This window comes from Hoylesella timonensis 4401737 = DSM 22865 = JCM 15640 (assembly GCF_000455445.1).
GTDB classification, from domain to species: Bacteria; Bacteroidota; Bacteroidia; order Bacteroidales; family Bacteroidaceae; genus Prevotella; species Prevotella timonensis.
Genome location: NZ_HG417091.1, coordinates 252,437 through 273,179, shown reverse-complemented (window position 1 = coordinate 273,179; position 20,743 = coordinate 252,437). Strand labels below are relative to the sequence as shown.

Genomic DNA, 20,743 nt, shown 5'->3' with positions numbered 1-20,743 from the left:
CTTAACTATTGCTCATCAACATTATTACCTCATCTTTGAGCTGATTAGGAAGATTGATACCACGCAGGATAAGACTTCTATTCCAATCTTTTACCTCCTCCTGTCGCATCGTTTCCAGTACTTCTGCAAACTCCTTCACCTCTTCATCCGTATAAGCATCCGCTGCCCTTCCCTGATAACAATCCAACTCTTCGTCATTAAAATATTCTATTTCTTTGGTTGCTGCCTCCATCATGCAGACTTGCTCGCAACGGTTGTCGATGCCATCACAGGTAGCACACGAATGTGCAGGCAATGCCACCTCTTCTTGATGGTCGCCCGATTTTGAAGCAAAAAAGCCGAACAAAGCAGCAACAACGCCTATTCCTATTAACAAAAGAACGAGAAAAATCATGTGGTTACTTTTTAGAATTACTTGCTTTCTTCAATTTCAAACCCAACACTTCGCAAATCATTCCAAAACTGTGGGTAAGATTTGGAGACCACTTCTGGATGATTGATGCGCAACCCGGGGAACTTAATTGCCGCTGGTGCAAAAGCCATCGCCATTCGATGATCCTCATAGGTGTCTATGGGTTCGAAAGAAGGTTCACACCTTTCCCCATTCCATACAAGTTCACTCTTATTTTGTTCTTTGATGACATACCCCAACTTACGCATTTCTACCTTCAATGCCTCCAGTCGATTGGTTTCTTTGATGAGCAGTGTAGACAGTCCAGTAAATAGAAAAGGAATATCCAAAACGGCACAACAGACCACAAAAGTCTGTGCCAAATCAGGACAATTCACAAAGTCATATTCCAATCTTGGCAGATTTCGTTCATGTCGTGTAATCCGCATTCCTGCCGAGTGAGTATCATCAGCCTCCTCCACTTCTGTCTTGACGCTTAGCAATGAAAAGAGATAGCGCAACACCGAATCGCCTTGTTTGGAACCATCCAATAAGCCTGGCAGGAAAAAAGTATTGTCACGATGCGTGGACAGTGCCAATATCTCGTACCAATACGATGCTGCACTCCAATCGCTCTCTATGTAATAGGTGCAGGGAGCATAAGGCTTGGGACGTACAGCAATGGTATCTATGTCGGTCCACTCAACTTCTGCCCCAAACTGTTGCATCACCCAAAGTGTGAGATCTATATAAGGGCGCGAAATCATGCCATTGGTCAACTTGATGTTTAAGCCTTTCGGAAGGACAGGACCTAACATGAGCAAGGCGGATACATATTGCGAACTCACATTGCCAGGCATCTCGATATCACCACCAGCCAACTGTTTTCCATGAATGCGAAGAGGAGGATAACCGTCTTCGCCCATGTATTCGATATCGGCACCTAAATAGCGAAGGGCATCTACCAAGGGGCCTATGGGACGATGTCGCATTCTTTCTGTTCCTGTAAGCACATGTTCCCCCTCGGATATGGAAAGGAATGCAGTAAGGAAACGCATGGCTGTTCCCGCCGCCTTGATATCTATCACTGGTGGCATGTTCATGATAGCGTTCATGATGACTTGCGTATCATCACAGTCGGAAAGATGATGTGGCTGAACCTTTCCACCCGACAAAGCATGGATAATCAAAGCTCGATTGCTCACACTCTTCGAGGATGGCAATTGAACAGTATGATTAAAATAGCTCGGAGCCGTTATCTTATATTGTGTCATCTTATCTTTTTTATCGTATCGTTTGAATAGGTAATTGATATACCCCGTCGTCCTCGTGTCTCAAAGCTCGACTCTTAGAACGATTTTTCTTTGGACCTGGTATCAATGGACTGTAATACAAGACTTGTCGAATACGGTCTTTCTGTTCCTTTGTAAATCGAAATCCATACCCAATGGCATAGTCCATGATGTTGTCGGCATCGAATGTTTCGCCCGAACAATTATTCCTCATCACCAATCTTTTCATGTCCACCTGCCGCTTGCCCATAGAACGAAGGTAATCGTTAAGCCACTTATTATAGTTCACCTTGTTGTATGAAGGTGTGTCTTTACAGTAGTCTGTATCGAAACAGTCGTCGATAGCCTCATAATTTCCACCTACTTTCTTCTCCGTAAAAGTGTGATGCAGCCCCAAGTAATGCCCTAATTCATGCGCTAAGGTAACATTCACATCAGTAGAGAGATATTGATACCCCCTTTTGCCTTTATCACTTAACTGATAACGAGTCGACTCTGAATTGATAAAGATGCTATTGATAGAAGTACAATAAGCAAAGCTAAGATTCTTCTTTGTAAGGTAAGAACGCTGTATCGTTTCCAAACCTTCCAACGAAGTACTACCCTTGACAACATAAGGTAGATGACTAATGCCTAATGTCTGCGCATTTTTTTCAGAACTGAAATGATACAAAAATACGTTGATGTAATCATTGGGTTCCCAAAGGTATTTGACATACTTCCTATTATTGTCGTTCATAAACTCTTGGACATCAATGGGATATTTTCCTGTGTATTTGATATAATCAACACCGGGTGTCTTCAAACGGTGTCCTTTCTCATCATATTGAGCAAGAAAGAAGCGGACACGAATATTTTCACTCTCTCCATAAATATGCCCCTGATACAACTCATTGAGATGAACTACCAACGATTGGATGCGAGACACAGGTACATGCTGGGTCGGGTCATCAATATCTTGATAAAGAACATGAAATATGAGGGGCAATTGATAGATATAATCATCATTGAGCGTTGTCTTTGTATCATCATCGTCTTCATCTACCACCTGCGAATAATTCTTCTTTGCAAGCCCGTCATTGTCATCATTACAAGCCCCCAAGACGCTGCAAAGCAGTAGAAATAGATAGATATAATATTTCATGAACGTGGGTACATTTGGTTGAATGCAAAGTTACGAAATTATCAACGAATGACAAGAGGAATTCAAAGTTATCTCGTTAAATAATCCTTTTTAGAATAAAAATCAAAACATATATTTGCAGATATCCATAAAAGTATATATCTTTGCAGCACTTTAAGAGTTAGTTCGGGATTTGGCGCAGTTGGTAGCGCACACGTCTGGGGGGCGCGAGGTCGCTGGTTCGAGTCCAGTAATCCCGACAAAAGTAACAAGCTGTGATAAAATTATCACAGCTTTTTTGTTGTATAAACACCCGATAATATTTTGAATTATCTTGACAAAAGGCGTTAAATGCTTCGATTATTTTCAGCAACCAAATCTTTTGTCGGAAATATCGCCTTATTTTTAATAATTATCTAAACCATTGTATTTCAACTCGTTTCATTGTTTTTCGCTTTTACAGTACGCTCCTTTCGAAGTTAGAGCATTGGGATAAGGGCATTAACTCATGGAGATAAGCAGACTAAATGGTGCAAACAACCGCTCTATCGTCATGACATAACCCGGTGAAGAGATGAAAAAACGCAAAAAAGTCACTGTTTTTTGCTTTTTTGTAACATAGTTTAGCATCTTTTGGTTGTATAATTTGCGTTTTCACCTTTTTACACTACCCCTTGAAATTCTATTTTCAAGATTTTGAAGTGCTTGTTTTTGTGATTTTTTATTGACACAACAAAATATCAAAACGAATGGAATAACAAGCAACACATCTTTGGATGCGGCATCTTAATATTGGCAGTTTACACACTATATGCTATAAAAAAAGAACATTGTTGTCACATTAATGTTTTAATTTATATATTTGTAAGATTTTTATGAACAGCAAACACCCTATAAACCCTATCATCCCATGCAGCAAAAAGCTATGGCAAGCGAACATAACACCAGACGTTCTGTCAATTTCGACCTACTGAAAGTAATGGCCATGTTTTCCATTATTGTGATTCACTATTATAGTCACTATGTTTTCAAAGTACATCCATACTTTGCAGTATCTACTGATTATTTAATATTGCTGTCCGGTAAAACTCAAAAGAGCATAAATATCTTCCTCGAAGCCCCGTAGAATAGGACTTTTAGGTTTATTTTTTCAAAAGTAAGCCCCCCTAATCGAAAAGACTTGGTTCAGGTGGCGCTTTTTGCATCTCCTTTGCAAGGAAATCATTCCAAGTTTTTTCGGGATTTTCCATGAACGCGATAAAATCAACGTAGTACATAAGCATAAGTCGTATCATGGTAACAACTTGCGAGAATGCACAGTGTCTCTTGATGCTTCTTGACAGGACTGTTATCAGCAGATTCGCAATCAAGACTACCCATGTCTGTATTTGTATGGCATTGACGCTGTCCCCATAGAAGAAATGAAGCGGGAAGTTCTGTTTAAGCTGTTTGTACAACGACTCGATAGCCCATCTTAGGCGGTAGATTTCAGCAATGTCCTCAACAGTAAAGTCAAAGTTGTTGGTCAATAGTACAACGGGTCTCTTTGTCTCGTAAAATATTTCCACCCTTCGTGCCTCGTGGGTGAGTTCTCCTCTTGTAAAAAGCACTTTCTGATCAATATGCGTTACGAGGCCCTCTGCATTGACATACGTAACGGATTTAAGTACCTCATACTTAAGTTTTTTCTTCATTTTGGTCACGTAGCAAACGCCCTCTTCTGTAAGACGTTGGAATTGCGCGACATCGACATAACCACGGTCCATTGCTAAAGTGGAGTCTTTGGGCAGATGCACCTCTTTGAGCAGGTAATGGTCGTGTTTTGCGGCTGAAGTGAGTTGCACCACCATTGGCACGCCGACATGATACTTCATTACCGTATGCACTTTCATACCGCCTTTCTTCTTGCCTGATTTTGGATGCCGCCCGACACCTTTGAGTATGTTGTCAAAGAGCGTTATAGTGGTAGAATCCATCATGTAAAGCAACTTCTCCCAGTCTTTAGGCTCGTGTGTCTGCCCCTTATAACTCTTGGCAGGGCGGCTGTCCGCTAAAAATTTGGCATACTTCTCCAAAAGATACGCATAAACACTTGCAAAGAACTCCTGAGGGCGGCGTATATTGGCCTCAGCAAGCGTGCTGCGACGAACCAAATAGCTCATTCCGAGGTGTCTGAGCTTGTGAGCCTCAGCCTTCATGCCTATCTCAAGTTCGCGCAGAGAATCAAAGTGTTTGAGGATGCCGAACAACATTACGACAAGATGTTGGTAACCGTCAAAACGCTTCACATAAGCCTCGCTTCCTTTCGTTTCGTGGCTTATTTGAAGAATTTTCTCCTTGTCTAGTAACTTTAATACTTGACTATAGACCGGCTGTCCGGTAAAATGACTATCTTTGCTCATGGTTATGTTTTATTTTAGTAAAAACAAAGATAACCAAAAGGGCTGACACCTCGTGAGAAGTGTCAGCCCTAAATTATTTTGTTTAATAAAGTTTTACCGGACAGCAATAATTATTTAACTCCTCCCTTAGTTCTCAACTACATCTTTTCGGAGATATTCTACCTCTTCAGTCATATTGCCGTAAATTGTTACGTACTTGTGACAGGCTATTTTATGATAGACAAATCGTTTAAGTTAAGTCGTTTGTCCCTATTATGGATAAAAGTGTTTTTCTATTCTGTTGCCATATTCCTAATATTTGTTTGCTTTGGATTAGAGAAATGGAATGTCGGTAGCATGAACAAGGTTCTATTTCCCATTACATCACAAATGTATTGGTTTATTACCAATTACGTTGCACTGCTCATTTTTGCTCCCATACTCAACGCTTTTGTTCGTCAAACAAACCGAAATCAATATATATACGTACTCATTGGCATGGGTGCAATTAGTATAACCATTTACAAATTTCCACTTGGCGATGTTTATGGTGGGAGTTATGGTTTGCTATGGTTTGTCTACTTATACCTCACAGCAGGATATCTTAAACTGTATACTCGTGCTAAGGGACACTATGGTTGTAAAGCTATAATTGCTGCAAGCATTACAATGATAGTGCGTGGGCTACCTGCCCTTTGGTTGTTGATACAACATAAAAATGGGCTAAAATCATTTGGCTTTCATTACAATGGGCTTGTATTTTTCTTTAGTCTTTACTTTTTTCTTTGGATAAGAGGTATCAATATGCAAAGTAACAAGATAGCAAAACGACTTTCGCAAATTACTCCTTACACACTTGCGGTGTATTTGCTTAGCGACAACCCTATGGTTAGAAAGATATTATGGCAATATTGCAGAACATGGAATGATAATTTCAGTCAAGTGTTGTTTCTTCCCAAAATGCTGTTTACCTGTATGGTCATTTTCCTTACATGCATCATGATTGACTACTTGCGTAACAAAGCATTTAAATGGTTAAGAATTGAGCGTGGGGTAAAGACCTGTTCGGACAGAATAGAACAGCTTATAAAACGATGTGTGAGCAATGATAGCAATGTAACAATGACAAGTTGAGAAAACATTTGCTACCCTGTTTTCTCTATTCGAAACAAAAACAAAGATGTCCTAAAGACAAAAGTTTCCTACCTTAAAAAAGTAGGAAACTCGAGATATGGTTTACAACAGTGCCTTGAACTTTTCGTCTAAGGTTGCCTTTGATGCAGCACCCACGAACTTATCAACCAGTTCTCCACCCTTAAAGAAAAGAATAGTGGGAATGCTACGCACGCCAAATTCCATGGCTAAGTCGTCATTTTCTTCTACATCACACTTGCCAACCACAATTTTTCCGTCGTAATCTTCTGCCAATTCAGAGATCACTGGACCCACTGCACGACAAGGACCACACCATGTTGCCCATAAATCTACAACTAATGGCAAATCACCATTCTTATAATTCTCAAAGTTTTTTGATGTAATTTCTACTTCCATTTGTTTTCTTTTTATGTTCGGTTATTATTTACAAAAATAGATGTTTATACTGAAACCTGCAAATAATACAGCATATTAATTTACCAGATAGCTCATATCTGGATGACTTTCAACATATCGTATCAATTCATGACTGAGACTGATATTTCTTATATTAGAGTGCAGCAGTACACTTGCATTGCGTTTCTTGTCGATTATTTGGAAACATAGTTGGGTACTTCCTGGACTATCTGCCAACATGGCGGTAATGTCGCTGACCATGACATCATCTATCGTGTCGCTATTCATTACAATGGTAAACTTTTCTATACGTTTATCCTTCACCGTTTGTAGATATTGCACGTCCTGAATACGGAGGTCATAGAAGTCGCTGTCGCGAAAACGCTGTGTACACTTACCTATTAAATAAATAGTACTACCTACAATCATCATGCCCTTCCATTTTCCCCATTCTTCTCCAAAGAACGCTAATTCTCCCGAACCACTGAAGTCCTCAATGGTAACAAATCCGCAGGGCTTACCCGTCTTAGTGAACTTGTCCTTTACGTCTGTTATCATTCCTCCAAAAACGATATTGGATTTTTTGGACAACTCTGCCCTATCTGCCAACTCACAGCACTGTGTATTACACATTGTCTTAAGGACAATGCTATATTCGTCTAAGGGATGCGCCGACAGATAAATGCCAACGAGTTCATGCTCCTTATTTAATCTTTCTATATTACTCCACAATTCGGGCTTTGGAATGGCAGGTGTGGCTATCTCTACCGCATTTTCACCACCGAAGAGTGAATGTTCCAATTCTGATTTCTTCGTCTGATACAGCTGTCCATAGCGCACCAACGTCTCCACAAACAACTCACCTTTGGCGTTTGCAGTGAAGTAACTTTCACGAGGAAGACCAAAACTATCAAAGCCACCGCTCAATGCCAAACTTTCAAAAGCTTTTCTGTTCACATTCGTAAAGTCCACTCTCTGCACGAAATCGAAGATGTCTTTATAAGCTCCATGTGCTTCACGCTCGTCAATAATGGCTTTGGCGGCAGCATTACCCATGCCCTTGATAGCTGCTAACCCAAAGCGAATCTCTCCATGATGATTTACACCAAACTTCTCGTAACTCTCGTTTACGTCGGGTCCAAGCGTTGCTATGTTCATCGACTTACACTCATCCATAAGCTTAGACACCTCGGTAATCTGATCCTTACGACGACTCATGATGGCTGCCATGAACTCCGCAGGATAATGAGCCTTAAGGTAAGCCGTTTGAAATGCTACCCAAGAATAGCATGCAGCATGCGATTTGTTGAACGCATAAGATGCAAATTTTTCCCAATCTGCCCATATCGCATCGAGTATTTTAGGGTCGTAACCATTCTTCTTCCCCCCTTCAATAAACTTAGGTTTCATGGCATCTACTATTGCCTTCTTCTTCTTACCCATCGCTTTACGCAACGCATCACTCTCACCACGTGTAAAGTTAGCAAGCAATCGGGACAGAAGCATCACTTGCTCTTGATAGACAGTAATGCCATAAGTATCCTTCAGATACTTTTCCATAATAGGAATGGGATAGGAAATAGGTTCAAGCCCCTTTTTACGAGCAATGAACGAAGGAATATTATCCATAGGTCCTGGACGATAAAGGGCATTCATCGCTATCAAGTCACCAAACTTCGTAGGACACAGTTGTCGCAGATAGTTTTGCATACCAGATGACTCAAACTGGAATGTACCAATAGTTCGTCCTTCTTGATACAGTTGATACGTCAGCTCATCATCAATCGGAATGTTATCAAGATCAATGTCAATGCCTCTCGTTAATTTAACATTCTTTACCGCCTCTTTCAACTCAGAAAGTGTTTTCAGACCCAAAAAGTCCATTTTTATGAGACCTGTTTCTTCTATCACATGCCCATCATACTGAGTACAGTTCGTCTTTTCATCCTTAAAATCAGGATCATCGGCTGTTGAGATAGGCACCCAATCACTTATAGGGTCTCTACAAATAATAAATCCACAAGCATGGATACCCGTTCCTCGCACCGTTCCTTCCAACATTTTGGCATATTTTATCGTGTTGCTCTCACGTATGTCGGTAGACGCCTCCGCATCTCGCAACTCTGGTGTACACTTAATGGCATTGATTAAGTTCATTTTCAATCCATCTGGAAGACGGTCAGGAATAGCTTTGCACAAAGCATTCGAACGATTGAGAGGAAGCTTTTCTACACGAGCCACATCCTTAATCGAGTTTTTGGTCGCCATACTTCCATAAGTGATAATATGCGCGCAATTCTCGTGTCCATATTTGTCCATCACCCATTTTAGCACTTTGCCTCGCCCGTCATCATCAAAATCGGTATCAATATCAGGCAATGAAATACGGTCGGGATTGAGGAAACGTTCAAACAGCAAATCATATTTCAACGGATCTATCTTGGTGATTCCCAAACAGTACGCCACTACAGAACCAGCAGCCGAGCCTCGTCCCGGACCAACCATCACGCCTAACTCTTCACGGGCGGCACGAATAAAGTCCGAAACGATTAAGAAATAGCCTGGGAAACCCATCGTCTTCATGACATGTAGTTCAAAACGAATACGGTCGTCTATCTCGTTTGAAAAAGAAGCACCATAAATTTTTCTGGCTCCCTCATAAGTTAACTGCTCCAAATAGTCAGCTTCAAACTTAATGCGGTACATCTTTTCATACCCACCTAAATGTTCTATTCGCTTTAGGGCATCGGCTTCCGACAGCGGATTGTCGCCATTCTCATCGGTTGTAAACTCTCGATACAAGTCTTCTTTGCTAAACTTCTGTTCCCATTCTTCTTCGGTACCAAATGATTTTGGGATAGGAAAGTTTGGCATAATGGGATCATGGTTGATAGAATAGGTTTCAACTTTATCAAGAATTTCTAAAGTATTCGTCAAAACCTCTGGTAAATCATCGAACACTTGGTTCATCTCAGCCCGAGTCTTAAACCACTCTTGCTTAGAATACAGCATACGAGTAGGGTCGTCCAAATCCTTCCCAGTGGACAAACACAACAGGTGGTCGTGGGCTTCTGCATTGTCTTGGTCGACAAAGTGTACGTCATTGGTGCAAATTACCTTAACACCATACTCTTTAGCTAACTCCAATATCACTTTATTAGCACGTTGCTGTAACGGATAAGCCTCCCTATTGGCACGGATATGCGGATCTTTTACTTCATGCCGTTGTATCTCTAAATAATAGTCTTCGCCAAACACACGCTTATACCATTCTATCGTTTCCCGCACTCCTTCCATATCGCCTTTTAAGATTTTACGAGGAACTTCACCAGCAAGACATGCCGAGGAAACAATCAAGTCTTCGTGATACTTTTCCAAATCTGCGCGATCCGTTCGTGGACGCATGTAATAACCATCAACCCAAGAACGACTTACCAACTTAATCAGATTTTTGTAGCCGTTGTAGTTCTTTGCCAATACGATAAGGTGATAGCCACTCATATCACCCATTTCTTTAACTTTATCTTGCTTGGTACGACGTGCGACATACATCTCACAGCCAAAGATGGGCTTAAAGGGCTGTTTTCCTTCAGCTTTGAGTTTTTTGTTCACACTATTGGTATAATCGAAAAATTCCTTAATGCCAAACATATTTCCATGGTCGGTAATTGCCATACCTTGCATACCATCGGCAACAGCCTTATCTACAAGACGTTTGATAGGGGACTGACCATCCAAGATAGAGTAATATGTATGGACGTGAAGGTGTACGTAATCATTCATCTGTTCATCATTTTTGAAGCGTAAAGATACTCAATATCACAGAACTGACCAAAAGAATAACTTTATTATTTGTGGAATTTACAAAAAACATTTACCTTTGCCAATACATTCCACTCATCTATCACCGCATGATAAAGAGAATTAAGAAATTAAAGAAAATCCGAATACATCGAGAGGGAACCGACACACTTATTTGGGGTTTCATTGCCATTGCAGCCATAGATTTGCTCTTGTGGCGAGCATTTGACACAAAAATTCCCTTTTATATCTTTACTGTTGTCTTCGGTATTATATACGGCATCGTACTCAATTTTTTCCAATGTCCTGTGCGTTTCTTCCCTTCGGAGGATACAGAAAACATTGTAGTAGCACCTGCAGATGGAAAAATCGTCGTCATCGAAGAAGTAGAAGAAAATATTTATTTCCACGAACGACGTCTCATGATTTCTATCTTTATGAGCCTTTTCAATGTTCATGCTAACTGGTTTCCTGTCGATGGACATGTAAAACTTGTACACCATCAAGATGGAAATTATCATAAAGCTTGGTTACCCAAGGCCAGTGAAGAGAATGAACACAGTGATATCATCATTACCACACCTGACGGGAAAGACATTTTGTGTCGCCAAATAGCGGGAGCAATGGCACGCCGCATTGTAACGTACGCAAAAGAAGGAGAAGATTGTTATATTGACGAACATTTAGGTTTCATCAAGTTTGGCTCGCGCGTTGACGTCTATCTTCCAATTGGCACAGAAGTTTGCGTGAAGATGGGACAAAAGACCGTTGGAGATCAAACCATAATAGCCAAGCTGAAGTAAACTATCCTTACCCAAAACAGCCTTTGTACAAAAGGATTGGATAATCAATTTTTAACAGATTGAAGAAATATGAATCATTTTATAGCCTCAAATATTCCCAATGCACTTACCTGTAGCAACCTTATTTCAGGCTGCATCGCTACACTTTGTGCTTATTCGGGCAACACACAGATGGCACTGATATGGATACTGATTGGTGCCACGTTCGACTTTTTTGACGGCATGTCTGCACGACTACTCAAAGTATCCTCCCCCATTGGGAAAGAACTTGATTCGCTTGCAGACGTCGTGACCTTTGGTGTAGCTCCATCAACGATGATTTACTACACGCTAAGTGTTATTGACTATCCCTCTTTCCTACAATCTCCTCCGCAATATTCGTTTGACGTTTATCGAACAGTGATTCCTTATTTGGCGTTTCTCATGGCAGCTTTTTCTGCCTTGCGACTTGCAAAATTCAATATTGACCAACGCCAGACCGATTCGTTCATCGGTTTGCCAACACCAGCCAATGCGCTGTTTTGGGGAGCACTCATCTTGACTAATCCCTATTGGATAGAAAATAATTCATGGTCACTCTTTTGCATTTTAGCACTCATGCTCACGAGTTGTTATCTTTTGGTTTGCGAACTTCCCCTGTGTGCCTTGAAATTTAAGCACTGGACTTGGAAAGGTAACACCATTCGATACTGTTTCATGATTCTCACGGTCATCGTACTTTGCTTATTTGGCGTATTGAAAGGCTGGTGGATAGTCATTGCCTGCTATTTCCTTATCTCCCTATATCTTTATATCACAGGCAAATCTAAACGTATCTCCAAATAAGACTCAACAAAACGCATCCTTATGATTTTCAAAATCATTCTTATCCTATTTCTTTTAGGACTGGTCTTTGTAAGTTTGTCAGCCATCAGAGTGATTGCCTTTTTTAGAAAAGGTATGCAACAATTTAAGCAGCAAACTCAACAGCAAAATACGCAGCAACGCCAGCAACAACATAGATATTCCAACGGACAGGTTGTGGTTGACCACCGCAATGCAGAAGAGGCAAATAAAAAAATATTTAAGAAGAACGAAGGTGAGTATGTTGACTTTCAAGAAGAACCCATCCATGACGAGGCAGAACAACAACCCTGATGCTTAAGCAGAGCTACGTATTCTTTCCAAAATAGTCTCGCACTTCTACTTGAAAAATCTTATACTTCTGCTTCAAAAGTTCGACACTTTAAGAAAAACTGTAGCTTTCTGTCAAGACTATGAGATGTATCCAAGAAGATACACCTCATAGACATCATTGAAAAAACACTTTAATCATGCACCAAAGTGCCAATGGCTTCGCCACTGATGACTTTCTTCAAATTGCCATATACATCCATATTAAAGACATAAATAGGCAGATGATTCTCCCTGCACATGGTGGTTGCCGTTAAATCCATCACCTTGAGATGACGGTGATAAATTTCATCAAACGTTATTTCATCAAACTTCTGAGCCGTTGGGTCTTTCTCAGGATCAGCCGTGTACACACCATCTACGCGAGTACCCTTAAGCATCACATCAGCTTCTATCTCTATTCCACGAAGTGAACTACCCGTGTCAGTAGTAAAATAAGGTGAACCTGTGCCACAAGAGAAAATACAAATAGTACCGTTCTCCATAGCCTCAATGGCTTTCCACTTATTATAAAACTCACCAATAGGCTCCATACGGATGGCTGTCATCACTTTTGTTTTCACTCCAATAGCACCCAATGCAGAGCTTAAAGCCAATGAATTGATGACCGTAGCGCACATTCCCATTTGATCACCTTTTACCCGATCGAAGCCTTTTTGCGATCCGCTTAACCCTCGGAAAATGTTACCACCACCAATCACAATACCTATTTGCACACCCATGTCGTGAACTTCCTTGATTTGTCGAGCATAGTCCGACAATCGTTCTGCATCAATACCATAGTTTTGCTTGCCCATAAGGCTCTCTCCACTCAACTTTAACAAGATTCGTTTGAACTTTACCATATCATTTAATATTTTAATAATTTTTCTTCTTTGTATGAATAAATGCTACTTCTTTGAACGAATAAGTACGCAAATGCCCTTGCTCATCTCTTAAAAGTAATTGCCCTTGCTCATTCACCCCTTCAAGAATAGCCATAAAGATTCCATTAGAATCTTGGTAGAAATGTGCTTCCCCTTTGCGATACAGCGCTTCATGATAAGGCTTGACGACATATTTTTGAGGGTCAACTGAAAGCAAATCGAGCTGTCTTGCAAATGAATCGATGAGCTGCTCTAACAATTTTTCTCGATTCACCTCATGCTTCAGAATCTGAAAAAGTGAGATCGGATTAGGTGCATCGCTCAAGAATCTGGCTTGATTGACATTCAAACCAATACCAAAGATGCTATTTTTGATACCTTGCGAATCAACAGTATTCTCTATTAAGGTTCCACACAGTTTGCTATCTCGCCAATAAATGTCATTTGGCCACTTCAATGAAATATCATCTACATACTCATCCAAGACCCGTTTAATAGACAATGCACCTGCCATAGACAACAAAAATTGGTGATGAATGGGGACGTGATGCGGATGAATTAAGATTGAGAACAGTAGATTTTTACCTGATTCGCTCTCCCAAGAGTGATGACCTTGGCCCTTACCACTGGTTTGATAATCCGCTACCACAACCACCATGTCTTCTTGAAACATCGAGGCATGCTCGGATAGATAAACATTGGTAGAGCCAATGGTATCCAACTGTATGAGCTTGCGGGTCATCATCGTCACAGAAGAACAGGGTTAAAAGCATCCACAAGATGTTCTATTTGCATGGTAGTATCACTCGTTCCTACCACGGAGATAATATCGAACCTTAATTCCTCTTGTATATGATGGAGTTTGACATAAGCATCGGCTGCAAAACCTATATTTCTCATCTTTTTCAGGTCAACCGCCTCTGAAGGCAAAGTAACCTCATCGCCACGCCGTGTCTTTACTTCTACAAAGACACACGTGATTCCATCGGGCGTCAGCGCAATAATATCGATGTCACGACTTCCTTGCTTCCAATCACATTCACGAATGGTATATCCCTTCTGATGTAAGAAAGCAACGGCTTGCTCTTCCCCCCATTTACCTAATTCATTATGCTGTGCCATATCAAGGTAATCATTGTCTTATTTGCAAAAATACGCTTTTTCTGGTTCACATCAAAAAGATTATATTAAATTTGTATGCAAACAATCGTGATACACTATGGCAACAGAAGAAGAACTGAAACGAGATGAATACTTTATGCGAAAGGCTTTAATCGAAGCGCAAGCCGCTTTCGACGAAGGCGAAATTCCTATTGGTGCTGTTGTTGTGTGCAAGGGGCAAGTCATCTCCAGAGCTCACAACCTCACAGAAAGGCTACACGATGTGACGGCACATGCAGAGATGCTCGCCATTACAGCCGCTACCAACCAATTAGGAGGGAAATATCTCACCGATTGCACCTTATATGTTACCATTGAACCATGTCCTATGTGTGCAAGTGCGTGTGGATGGGCACAATTATCTCGTGTCGTGTATGGTGCCAGCGATGACAAACGGGGATTCAAACGATATGCTCCGAAAGTGTTGCATCCCAAAGCTGAAGTTACAAATGGCGTACTCAGAGAGGATTGTATGGCACTCATGCAGCTTTTTTTTAAGAAAAGGAGAGATTGAATATCTTTAACTTATCAACGTTGATGCACACACCTATTATTATATGTGTACGAAAAAGCAAATCCTCTCCAACTGGTCAAACAGATGAAGAGGATTTGTTTTTTATAAAAGACATTACTCTATTCAGGAGAAATGCCCGTCAAGAAAGTATTATCTCACTAAGATTACCAAATATTTACTGGTGCTCCAGAAAATCTCAGGATTGGTAATTTTCAATGTATATTGCTTATTAGCGTCACGTTGCAAGATATAACTGCTTGAAGGATGCATTGTCAATAGCTTTGCATACTTAGAGTATAACTTGATTTCTTTATCGACACGAATGTCAATTTTCGTGAAGTAATTTTTATTGAAGTTGGACTGTAACACCTTATCACCTTCAATAATGCGCTGCTCTTTCAGCTCTTTACGAGTACCAAAGACAAACCAAGCCGTGTTCAATTGCTTGTCCTGACTGTTAATAACTTGCGATTTCTTTGAGCTTTCGTTAGCTAAATTGTTTACATTCGTGTGCAAATTGTTGATGGCCTCATCCAATTCGGTAATGTGAATATCTTTGGCATCGAGCTCGGCACGCATTTGCTGAAGTTGTTTGTCTTTTTCTTCCAACTGCTTTGACAGACTTTCCAAAGTGTTTTTAAGGGCATCTCCCTTCACAGAACTCTGTTTTAACTGGTTGCGCAACTTAGCAATTAATTCTCGATTATGTTTCATCGTTTTAGCAATGAACTGAATGTTTTCTCGAATTTGTTGCTTTTTGTTGGCTCTTTCCCCACCTTTGGCGATGGTGACACGATTTTCAGCGGCATTAATCTCATTAAAACCGTCCTGAATTTCGTTGAGGGTTCCCATCATGTCGTTAATTTCATTGTCTTTTTGACTAATGACCTGTCTCAATGAATCGGTTTGTGCTCTTTCTGCAGAATCAGCAGATTGCTTATTGCCTTGACATCCTACGAAAGCCAAAGACAGTATGGCAATAAGGGTTACATTTAATAATTTTTTCATATCTCTTCTGTTTTTGATTTCTTGTTCTTTGTTTTACCTGCTACTACAATGACAATTTCGCCACGTGGCGCAGTATTCTTAAAATGGTTAATTACTTCTTCCATGGTTCCTCTGACACTTTCTTCGTGCACCTTAGAGATTTCTCGAGCTACGCTAACCTGACGCTCAGGACCAAAGAGGTCGGAGAATTGTTGCAACGTTTTCAATAATCGGTAGGGCGATTCATAAAATATCATCGTTCGAGCCTCATCTCTCAAAGATTCTAAATGCGTCTGTCGACCTTTTTTTGGTGGCAGAAAGCCTTCGAAACAGAAACGGTCACAGGGTAATCCTGATGACACTATGGCTGGTATACACGCTGTTGCTCCAGGCAATGTTTGGACGGTAATACCCGCTTTAGAGGCTTCTCGAGCCAGCAGAAAGCCAGGATCGCTTATCCCCGGTGTACCTGCATCGCTAATGAGAGCAATAGTTTGACCCGCTTTCAGACGTTCCACAATACCTGCAGTAGTGCCATGTTCGTTGAATTTATGGTGTGACAGTAAACGATTCTGAATATCATAATGCTTCAGAAGTTTGCTTGACGTACGAGTATCTTCAGCCAAAATGAGGTCTACCTCATTCAGAATACGAATTGCTCGCATTGTCATATCTTCCATATTCCCAACTGGCGTGGGTACAATATACAATACTCCCATATATGGGACAAATATAGTTAAATTATCAACACAAGCAAAAAAACGGTCAATTTCTTTGCATTTTTTAAATCCTATTCGTATTTTTGCAATAATATAAGTACGCTCCTAAGAAGAATTTTTAACTGATTAGCAGTGGTTTTGCTTATTTATATTTATAATGATAGACTATGTGACTGGCGAATCTCATCGCCCTGGAAGAATAGAGGTTATTTGCGGATCAATGTTTTCTGGCAAGACAGAAGAATTGATTCGACGTATGAAACGTGCTAAGTTTGCAAAACAACGAGTTGAAATCTTCAAACCTGCAATGGATGTACGCTACTCTGCAGAAGATGTCGTGAGTCATGACCAGAATACTATTCCGTCCACACCCATAGATACCTCATCATCTATCTTATTATTGGCATCAAACATTGATGTCGTCGGGATTGATGAAGCGCAATTTTTAGACCAAGGACTCATCGATGTTTGCAATCAGTTGGCCAACAAAGGCGTTCGAGTGATTGTGGCAGGTCTTGATATGGACTTTCAAGGGAAACCTTTTGGTCCTATTCCTGGATTATGTGCGATTGCCGACGAGGTTGTGAAAGTACATGCCATCTGTGTGAAGTGTGGAGCTTTGGCATACATTAGCCACCGATTAGTGGACAATGATAAAAGGGTACTCTTAGGTGAGAAGCAAACCTATGAACCACTATGTAGAGAGTGTTATCAAAGAGCTTTGCAGGAAGAACAATGATATTTTATGACTTACCTGTGATTTGCAATCTTTTGAAGTTTAGAAAATCAATGCACACATATTTTATATTATGAAGAAACAAGAAATCACTTTTGATAGGTTTATCAGAATTTCAGCCACCATATTACTAATCATAGTGGTTTTCTACCTTGTCAATTATCTTAGCGGTGTATTACTTCCCTTTTTTATTGCTTGGCTTTTTGCTTATCTCTTATACCCGCTTGTAAAATTTGTGCAATATAAAATGCATGTTAGAGTGAGAGCCCTTGCAATCATCATCACCATGTTAGCTGTGCTTGGAATCATGGCTGGTGTGGTTTATGCTATCATTCCTTCTATGATTGAACAGATAGATAAACTCAATAATATTCTGAACAATTGGATTGGTCAAACAACTCATAGCAACGATTTCGGCTCCTATATCTCACAATGGATAGAAAAAAACCAAGCTGGAATCGAGAAATTCATGAAGAGTAAAGACTTTAGTGAGCTGGTGAAGACTACCATGCCCAAGCTATTTAGTATTGTAGGACAAACGGCAAGCATTATCATCAGCGTAGTAGCCTCATTGATTACCTTACTTTATACGTTCTTTATCTTACAAGATTATGAATTCCTAACAGACAACTGGATTCGCATCTTCCCCAAAAAGAATCGACCGTTTTGGTCAGAGTTGATGCAAGATGTTGAGCGTGAACTTAACAATTACATCCGTGGACAAGGCTTAGTCTCCCTCTGTTTGGGAATCCTTTTCGGAATAGGTCTAACCATTATTGATTTTCCTATGGCCATTGCTTTGGGCATTATGATGGGTCTGATGAATTTGGTACCTTATCTACACACCTTAGCTCTCGTGCCAATGGCATTCCTTGCTATGCTAAAAGCCGCAGATACAGGTCAGAATTTCTTGATTGTATTTGGTCTCTCTCTCCTTGTATTCCTCATTGTACAGGTGATTAGCGACACTGTTCTTACTCCAAAAATCATGGGAAAAGCCATGAACTTAAATCCAGCTATCTTACTTTTGTCGCTCTCCATTTGGGGAACACTGCTTGGATTCATTGGTTTGATTGTTGCGCTGCCGTTGACAACCCTATTGATAGCGTATTGGAAAAAATATGTGACGCAAGAGAAACAACAGGAGGTGTTGCCGCAAAATGAAGCAACAACCGATCAATAGGCTTGAGTGAGTGTTCGAGTAACAGCACACGAAGGCTCACGCTACAATTGTTATTCACTATTTTGGCATGACAAAAGCTGCCTTGATCCACACCCCCATCAAAGCAGCAATGACAAGCTTATTTTGGAAAGATGGCAAACTTTTGATATTTAGAGAATGAAATGGCAACCATAACTTCTGTGTTTTTATATTTGCTGGTCTACCCTAAACTAACTATATTTGCATGCCGTCAACGACAATCAGCCCCTGTGTTGAACCTAAGTAGTGATACACAGTACTTAAAAAAGTTAGTTCCACGCCACTGAACCCAACATAATGAAGAAACTCGTATTATTTTTCCCGCTGTTATGGGTTGTCCTATCGCTGTCAACCTCCTGCAAATTTGCACCATCTTCTGACCTTGGGGACACGGTAGCCGCATCAGTGTTCGAACCAGAAGATACTACTTTGTCGCACAAAAGCTTATCAAAGGATGTGTCGAAAACGATAGACAGTGCCGATATTTTTGTGATTGGAGAGGGTTCTACGCGCCAATTCCTCCAGTTAATTTCCTACCCTTCGCGACGCGACACCATGACATACGCCAAACATCGCCCATTGAAAGTTAAAGGAAGTGCGCAATTCGGACGTATCGTTCGGATTGGTTTTATGTTCGGAAAGGACAGTGTAAAATTGGTAAAGACGGTTGAGGAGGTTCAAATAGACTCATTAGAAACTAAGAAAAGCCACGCCCATCATTCAGGAAGCGATGCCAACAATATTTCTATGAGCCGCGGCAAGGCATATTGATCCAACTCATTTTCTGGAATCCAAATATAATCTTTTGGCAACGAAGGCCTTTGGTTCAACTCCACCAGATAAAAGTCGGCTGTCAAAACTCGATGCGTCAACACATGTTTCACCCCTTTTTTAATTAACGATAGGGGTGCCGAAAATACGGGCAAATCAGCATTTTCTATCAGTAAAGGCTCCCACAAGCCTTGCCAAATATCGCCAGCTGAACGCTTGTGAAAGGCTGTCATGCCCTGACACCTGAGATAAATATATGAAAAATGACGTTTTTTGATTTTCAATTTTCTTAGCTTCACAGGTAGTTCGGCTGTCTTACCGCTTCGCAAAGCCTCGCAGCTATCTGCCAAAGGACAGATTAAACAGCGAGGAGATGTGGGTGTACACTGTATGGCTCCAAAGTCCATAATGGCTTGATTATATGCCGAAGGGGCTGACGTTGGCAAGAGCGACTGTGCCAACTCGGCAAACTCTTTCTGTCCTTCAGTCGTATTAATCGGTGTAGAGATACCAAAATAGCGAGATAAAACCCGGTAAACATTCCCATCGACTACCGCTACTGGCAATCCAAAAGCAATGGAGCCAATAGCCGCTGCCGTATAGTCGCCCACACCTTTCATCGCTTTGAGTTCGCTCATGGTACGCGGAAAATGCCCCAAGGCTACCACTTGTTTGGCTGCCTCATGGAGATGACGTGCCCTACTATAATATCCTAAACCTTGCCACAGTCGCAACACCTCGTCTTGAGTGGCTGATGCCAAGTCCTCGACATGTGGAAAACGGTGCATGAATCGCTCCCAATAGTCCCACCCTTGCTGCACTCGTGTCTGTTGAAGGATGATTTCACTGAGCCAAATAGCATAAGGGTCGGTGGTCTCACGCCACGGCAAACTACGTCCGTACTCCTCAAACCATTTCAAAAGGGTTACCGCAAAAGGATTGGTACTTATCACATCTTTATGTTCCATGGAATCATTCATGATTCGTCATATTTTTCTAACACAGGAAAACAAGCTAAAAAGTTCACCAATGACAGTTGAAAAGACGAACCGTTTTATTGTGAAAAATCTTAACAACAGCACGCTCATAACTTCAATATTTTGAACCAAACCTGTTGGCGGTGTGAAATACGCGAGTTTTGAGCAAGAAACATAAGTTTTTATAAATCAATATGTTAGCTTAATACCACACATTTTCACTCGCATTAGAGCTATCTTATAAGGGCAAAATAGTTTATTTTCCCTCCTAATTTTCATGCTTTAATCGTACTGAA

At 40.8% G+C, this 20,743-nt stretch carries 20 protein-coding genes and 1 tRNA gene; 9 read left to right on the top strand and 12 right to left on the bottom strand.

The annotated features are described in order from the left end of the window. Nucleotide 1: 1 nt before the first annotated feature. Genes BN35_RS03185 through BN35_RS03175 form a run of 3 tightly spaced genes read right to left on the bottom strand, consistent with a single transcriptional unit; the run spans nt 2 to nt 2,827 of the window. On the bottom strand, nt 2-394 hold the full coding sequence (locus BN35_RS03185) for a hypothetical protein (RefSeq protein ID WP_025072139.1): 393 nt from the start codon (nt 392-394) through the stop codon (nt 2-4). A gap of 17 nt (nt 395-411) precedes the next feature. Then, a complete protein-coding gene (locus tag BN35_RS03180) occupies nt 412-1,665 on the bottom strand; it encodes a 3-phosphoshikimate 1-carboxyvinyltransferase (protein WP_028900972.1) in 1,254 nt (417 codons plus the stop codon). A gap of 10 nt (nt 1,666-1,675) precedes the next feature. Then, entirely contained in the window at nt 1,676-2,827 is a 1,152-nt protein-coding gene (locus BN35_RS03175; protein ID WP_025072140.1) for a zinc-dependent metalloproteinase lipoprotein, read from the bottom strand. Between the two features lie 166 nt (nt 2,828-2,993). On the opposite strand from BN35_RS03175, the gene BN35_RS03170 reads away from it, so the two are divergent. After that, nucleotides 2,994-3,066: transfer RNA gene (locus tag BN35_RS03170), tRNA-Pro, on the top strand. A gap of 906 nt (nt 3,067-3,972) precedes the next feature. Here BN35_RS03170 and BN35_RS03160 read toward each other — a convergent pair. After that, the gene (locus tag BN35_RS03160) at nt 3,973-5,208 is read right to left on the bottom strand and encodes an IS4 family transposase (protein ID WP_044071171.1); all 1,236 of its coding nucleotides are present in this window, start codon (nt 5,206-5,208) and stop codon (nt 3,973-3,975) included. Nucleotides 5,209-5,286: 78 nt separating this feature from the next. Here BN35_RS03160 and BN35_RS03155 point away from each other — a divergent pair, with 78 nt between their 5' ends. After that, nucleotides 5,287-6,321 (top strand): acyltransferase, encoded by a 1,035-nt coding sequence (locus tag BN35_RS03155; RefSeq protein ID WP_159099995.1) that lies wholly within the window; start codon nt 5,287-5,289, stop codon nt 6,319-6,321. 102 nt (nt 6,322-6,423) lie between these two features. Here the strand turns inward: BN35_RS03155 and trxA are convergent, their stop codons facing one another. Both trxA and dnaE read right to left on the bottom strand, forming a co-directional pair. Next, a complete protein-coding gene (gene trxA / locus BN35_RS03150; protein ID WP_008122848.1) occupies nt 6,424-6,738 on the bottom strand; it encodes a thioredoxin in 315 nt (104 codons plus the stop codon). A 75-nt stretch (nt 6,739-6,813) separates the two neighbouring features. After that, entirely contained in the window at nt 6,814-10,521 is a 3,708-nt protein-coding gene (gene dnaE, locus BN35_RS03145; protein ID WP_025073024.1) for a DNA polymerase III subunit alpha, read from the bottom strand. A 128-nt stretch (nt 10,522-10,649) separates the two neighbouring features. Between dnaE and BN35_RS03140 the strand changes: the two genes are divergently transcribed. From BN35_RS03140 to BN35_RS03130, 3 genes are all read left to right on the top strand, one after another. After that, nucleotides 10,650-11,342 (top strand): phosphatidylserine decarboxylase family protein, encoded by a 693-nt coding sequence (locus tag BN35_RS03140; protein ID WP_025073023.1) that lies wholly within the window; start codon nt 10,650-10,652, stop codon nt 11,340-11,342. 69 nt (nt 11,343-11,411) lie between these two features. Next, nucleotides 11,412-12,167 carry a CDP-diacylglycerol--serine O-phosphatidyltransferase gene (gene pssA / locus BN35_RS03135; RefSeq protein WP_044071169.1) on the top strand — a complete coding sequence of 252 codons (756 nt, stop codon included), beginning with the start codon at nt 11,412-11,414 and terminating at the stop codon, nt 12,165-12,167. A 21-nt stretch (nt 12,168-12,188) separates the two neighbouring features. Then, the gene (locus BN35_RS03130) at nt 12,189-12,479 is read left to right on the top strand and encodes a DUF4834 family protein (protein ID WP_036893770.1); all 291 of its coding nucleotides are present in this window, start codon (nt 12,189-12,191) and stop codon (nt 12,477-12,479) included. Between the two features lie 170 nt (nt 12,480-12,649). Here the strand turns inward: BN35_RS03130 and pyrH are convergent, their stop codons facing one another. Genes pyrH through BN35_RS03115 form a run of 3 tightly spaced genes read right to left on the bottom strand, consistent with a single transcriptional unit; the run spans nt 12,650 to nt 14,503 of the window. Beyond that, nucleotides 12,650-13,360 (bottom strand): UMP kinase, encoded by a 711-nt coding sequence (pyrH, locus tag BN35_RS03125; protein WP_028901284.1) that lies wholly within the window; start codon nt 13,358-13,360, stop codon nt 12,650-12,652. Nucleotides 13,361-13,373: 13 nt separating this feature from the next. Continuing rightward, on the bottom strand, nt 13,374-14,126 hold the full coding sequence (locus BN35_RS03120; RefSeq protein ID WP_081411476.1) for a biotin--[acetyl-CoA-carboxylase] ligase: 753 nt from the start codon (nt 14,124-14,126) through the stop codon (nt 13,374-13,376). A gap of 2 nt (nt 14,127-14,128) precedes the next feature. Then, the gene (locus BN35_RS03115; protein WP_025073019.1) at nt 14,129-14,503 is read right to left on the bottom strand and encodes a YraN family protein; all 375 of its coding nucleotides are present in this window, start codon (nt 14,501-14,503) and stop codon (nt 14,129-14,131) included. A gap of 97 nt (nt 14,504-14,600) precedes the next feature. Between BN35_RS03115 and BN35_RS03110 the strand changes: the two genes are divergently transcribed. After that, on the top strand, nt 14,601-15,056 hold the full coding sequence (locus tag BN35_RS03110) for a nucleoside deaminase (protein ID WP_025073018.1): 456 nt from the start codon (nt 14,601-14,603) through the stop codon (nt 15,054-15,056). 150 nt (nt 15,057-15,206) lie between these two features. Here the strand turns inward: BN35_RS03110 and BN35_RS03105 are convergent, their stop codons facing one another. Continuing rightward, the gene (locus tag BN35_RS03105) at nt 15,207-16,064 is read right to left on the bottom strand and encodes a Cbp1 family collagen-binding glycoprotein adhesin (protein ID WP_025073017.1); all 858 of its coding nucleotides are present in this window, start codon (nt 16,062-16,064) and stop codon (nt 15,207-15,209) included. Then, the gene (gene rsmI / locus BN35_RS03100; RefSeq protein WP_025073016.1) at nt 16,061-16,762 is read right to left on the bottom strand and encodes a 16S rRNA (cytidine(1402)-2'-O)-methyltransferase; all 702 of its coding nucleotides are present in this window, start codon (nt 16,760-16,762) and stop codon (nt 16,061-16,063) included. The genes BN35_RS03105 and rsmI overlap by 4 nt, the downstream gene beginning before the upstream one ends. 157 nt (nt 16,763-16,919) lie before the next feature. Here rsmI and BN35_RS03095 point away from each other — a divergent pair, with 157 nt between their 5' ends. From BN35_RS03095 to BN35_RS13005, 3 genes are all read left to right on the top strand, one after another. After that, the gene (locus BN35_RS03095; protein ID WP_028901285.1) at nt 16,920-17,501 is read left to right on the top strand and encodes a thymidine kinase; all 582 of its coding nucleotides are present in this window, start codon (nt 16,920-16,922) and stop codon (nt 17,499-17,501) included. A gap of 70 nt (nt 17,502-17,571) precedes the next feature. Beyond that, nucleotides 17,572-18,681: an AI-2E family transporter gene (locus tag BN35_RS03090; protein WP_025073015.1), complete on the top strand. Its 1,110-nt coding sequence runs from the start codon at nt 17,572-17,574 to the stop codon at nt 18,679-18,681. Nucleotides 18,682-18,996: 315 nt separating this feature from the next. Beyond that, nucleotides 18,997-19,470, top strand: coding sequence for a hypothetical protein (locus tag BN35_RS13005; RefSeq protein ID WP_028901286.1), 474 nt, complete (start codon nt 18,997-18,999; stop codon nt 19,468-19,470). Here BN35_RS13005 and mutY read toward each other — a convergent pair. Further along, nucleotides 19,416-20,450, bottom strand: a complete 1,035-nt coding sequence (gene mutY, locus BN35_RS03085) for an A/G-specific adenine glycosylase (protein WP_081411477.1) — start codon at nt 20,448-20,450, stop codon at nt 19,416-19,418. The two genes, BN35_RS13005 and mutY, sit on opposite strands and share 55 nt — an antisense overlap. Between the last annotated feature and the right edge of the window lie 293 nt (nt 20,451-20,743).

Excerpts from the sequence above, each read along its gene's own strand:
- BN35_RS03185 (WP_025072139.1), bottom strand. The coding sequence starts at position 394 with ATGATTTTTCTCGTTCTTTTGTTAATAGGAATAGGCGTTGTTGCTGCT.
- BN35_RS03180 (WP_028900972.1), bottom strand. The coding sequence starts at position 1,665 with ATGACACAATATAAGATAACGGCTCCGAGCTATTTTAATCATACTGTT.
- BN35_RS03175 (WP_025072140.1), bottom strand. The coding sequence starts at position 2,827 with ATGAAATATTATATCTATCTATTTCTACTGCTTTGCAGCGTCTTGGGG.
- BN35_RS03160 (WP_044071171.1), bottom strand. The coding sequence starts at position 5,208 with ATGAGCAAAGATAGTCATTTTACCGGACAGCCGGTCTATAGTCAAGTA.
- trxA (WP_008122848.1), bottom strand. The coding sequence starts at position 6,738 with ATGGAAGTAGAAATTACATCAAAAAACTTTGAGAATTATAAGAATGGT.
- dnaE (WP_025073024.1), bottom strand. The coding sequence starts at position 10,521 with ATGAATGATTACGTACACCTTCACGTCCATACATATTACTCTATCTTG.
- BN35_RS03140 (WP_025073023.1), top strand. The coding sequence starts at position 10,650 with ATGATAAAGAGAATTAAGAAATTAAAGAAAATCCGAATACATCGAGAG.
- pssA (WP_044071169.1), top strand. The coding sequence starts at position 11,412 with ATGAATCATTTTATAGCCTCAAATATTCCCAATGCACTTACCTGTAGC.
- BN35_RS03130 (WP_036893770.1), top strand. The coding sequence starts at position 12,189 with ATGATTTTCAAAATCATTCTTATCCTATTTCTTTTAGGACTGGTCTTT.
- pyrH (WP_028901284.1), bottom strand. The coding sequence starts at position 13,360 with ATGGTAAAGTTCAAACGAATCTTGTTAAAGTTGAGTGGAGAGAGCCTT.
- BN35_RS03120 (WP_081411476.1), bottom strand. The coding sequence starts at position 14,126 with ATGATGACCCGCAAGCTCATACAGTTGGATACCATTGGCTCTACCAAT.
- BN35_RS03115 (WP_025073019.1), bottom strand. The coding sequence starts at position 14,503 with ATGGCACAGCATAATGAATTAGGTAAATGGGGGGAAGAGCAAGCCGTT.
- BN35_RS03110 (WP_025073018.1), top strand. The coding sequence starts at position 14,601 with ATGGCAACAGAAGAAGAACTGAAACGAGATGAATACTTTATGCGAAAG.
- BN35_RS03105 (WP_025073017.1), bottom strand. The coding sequence starts at position 16,064 with ATGAAAAAATTATTAAATGTAACCCTTATTGCCATACTGTCTTTGGCT.
- rsmI (WP_025073016.1), bottom strand. The coding sequence starts at position 16,762 with ATGGGAGTATTGTATATTGTACCCACGCCAGTTGGGAATATGGAAGAT.
- BN35_RS03095 (WP_028901285.1), top strand. The coding sequence starts at position 16,920 with ATGATAGACTATGTGACTGGCGAATCTCATCGCCCTGGAAGAATAGAG.
- BN35_RS03090 (WP_025073015.1), top strand. The coding sequence starts at position 17,572 with ATGAAGAAACAAGAAATCACTTTTGATAGGTTTATCAGAATTTCAGCC.
- BN35_RS13005 (WP_028901286.1), top strand. The coding sequence starts at position 18,997 with ATGAAGAAACTCGTATTATTTTTCCCGCTGTTATGGGTTGTCCTATCG.
- mutY (WP_081411477.1), bottom strand. The coding sequence starts at position 20,450 with ATGAATGATTCCATGGAACATAAAGATGTGATAAGTACCAATCCTTTT.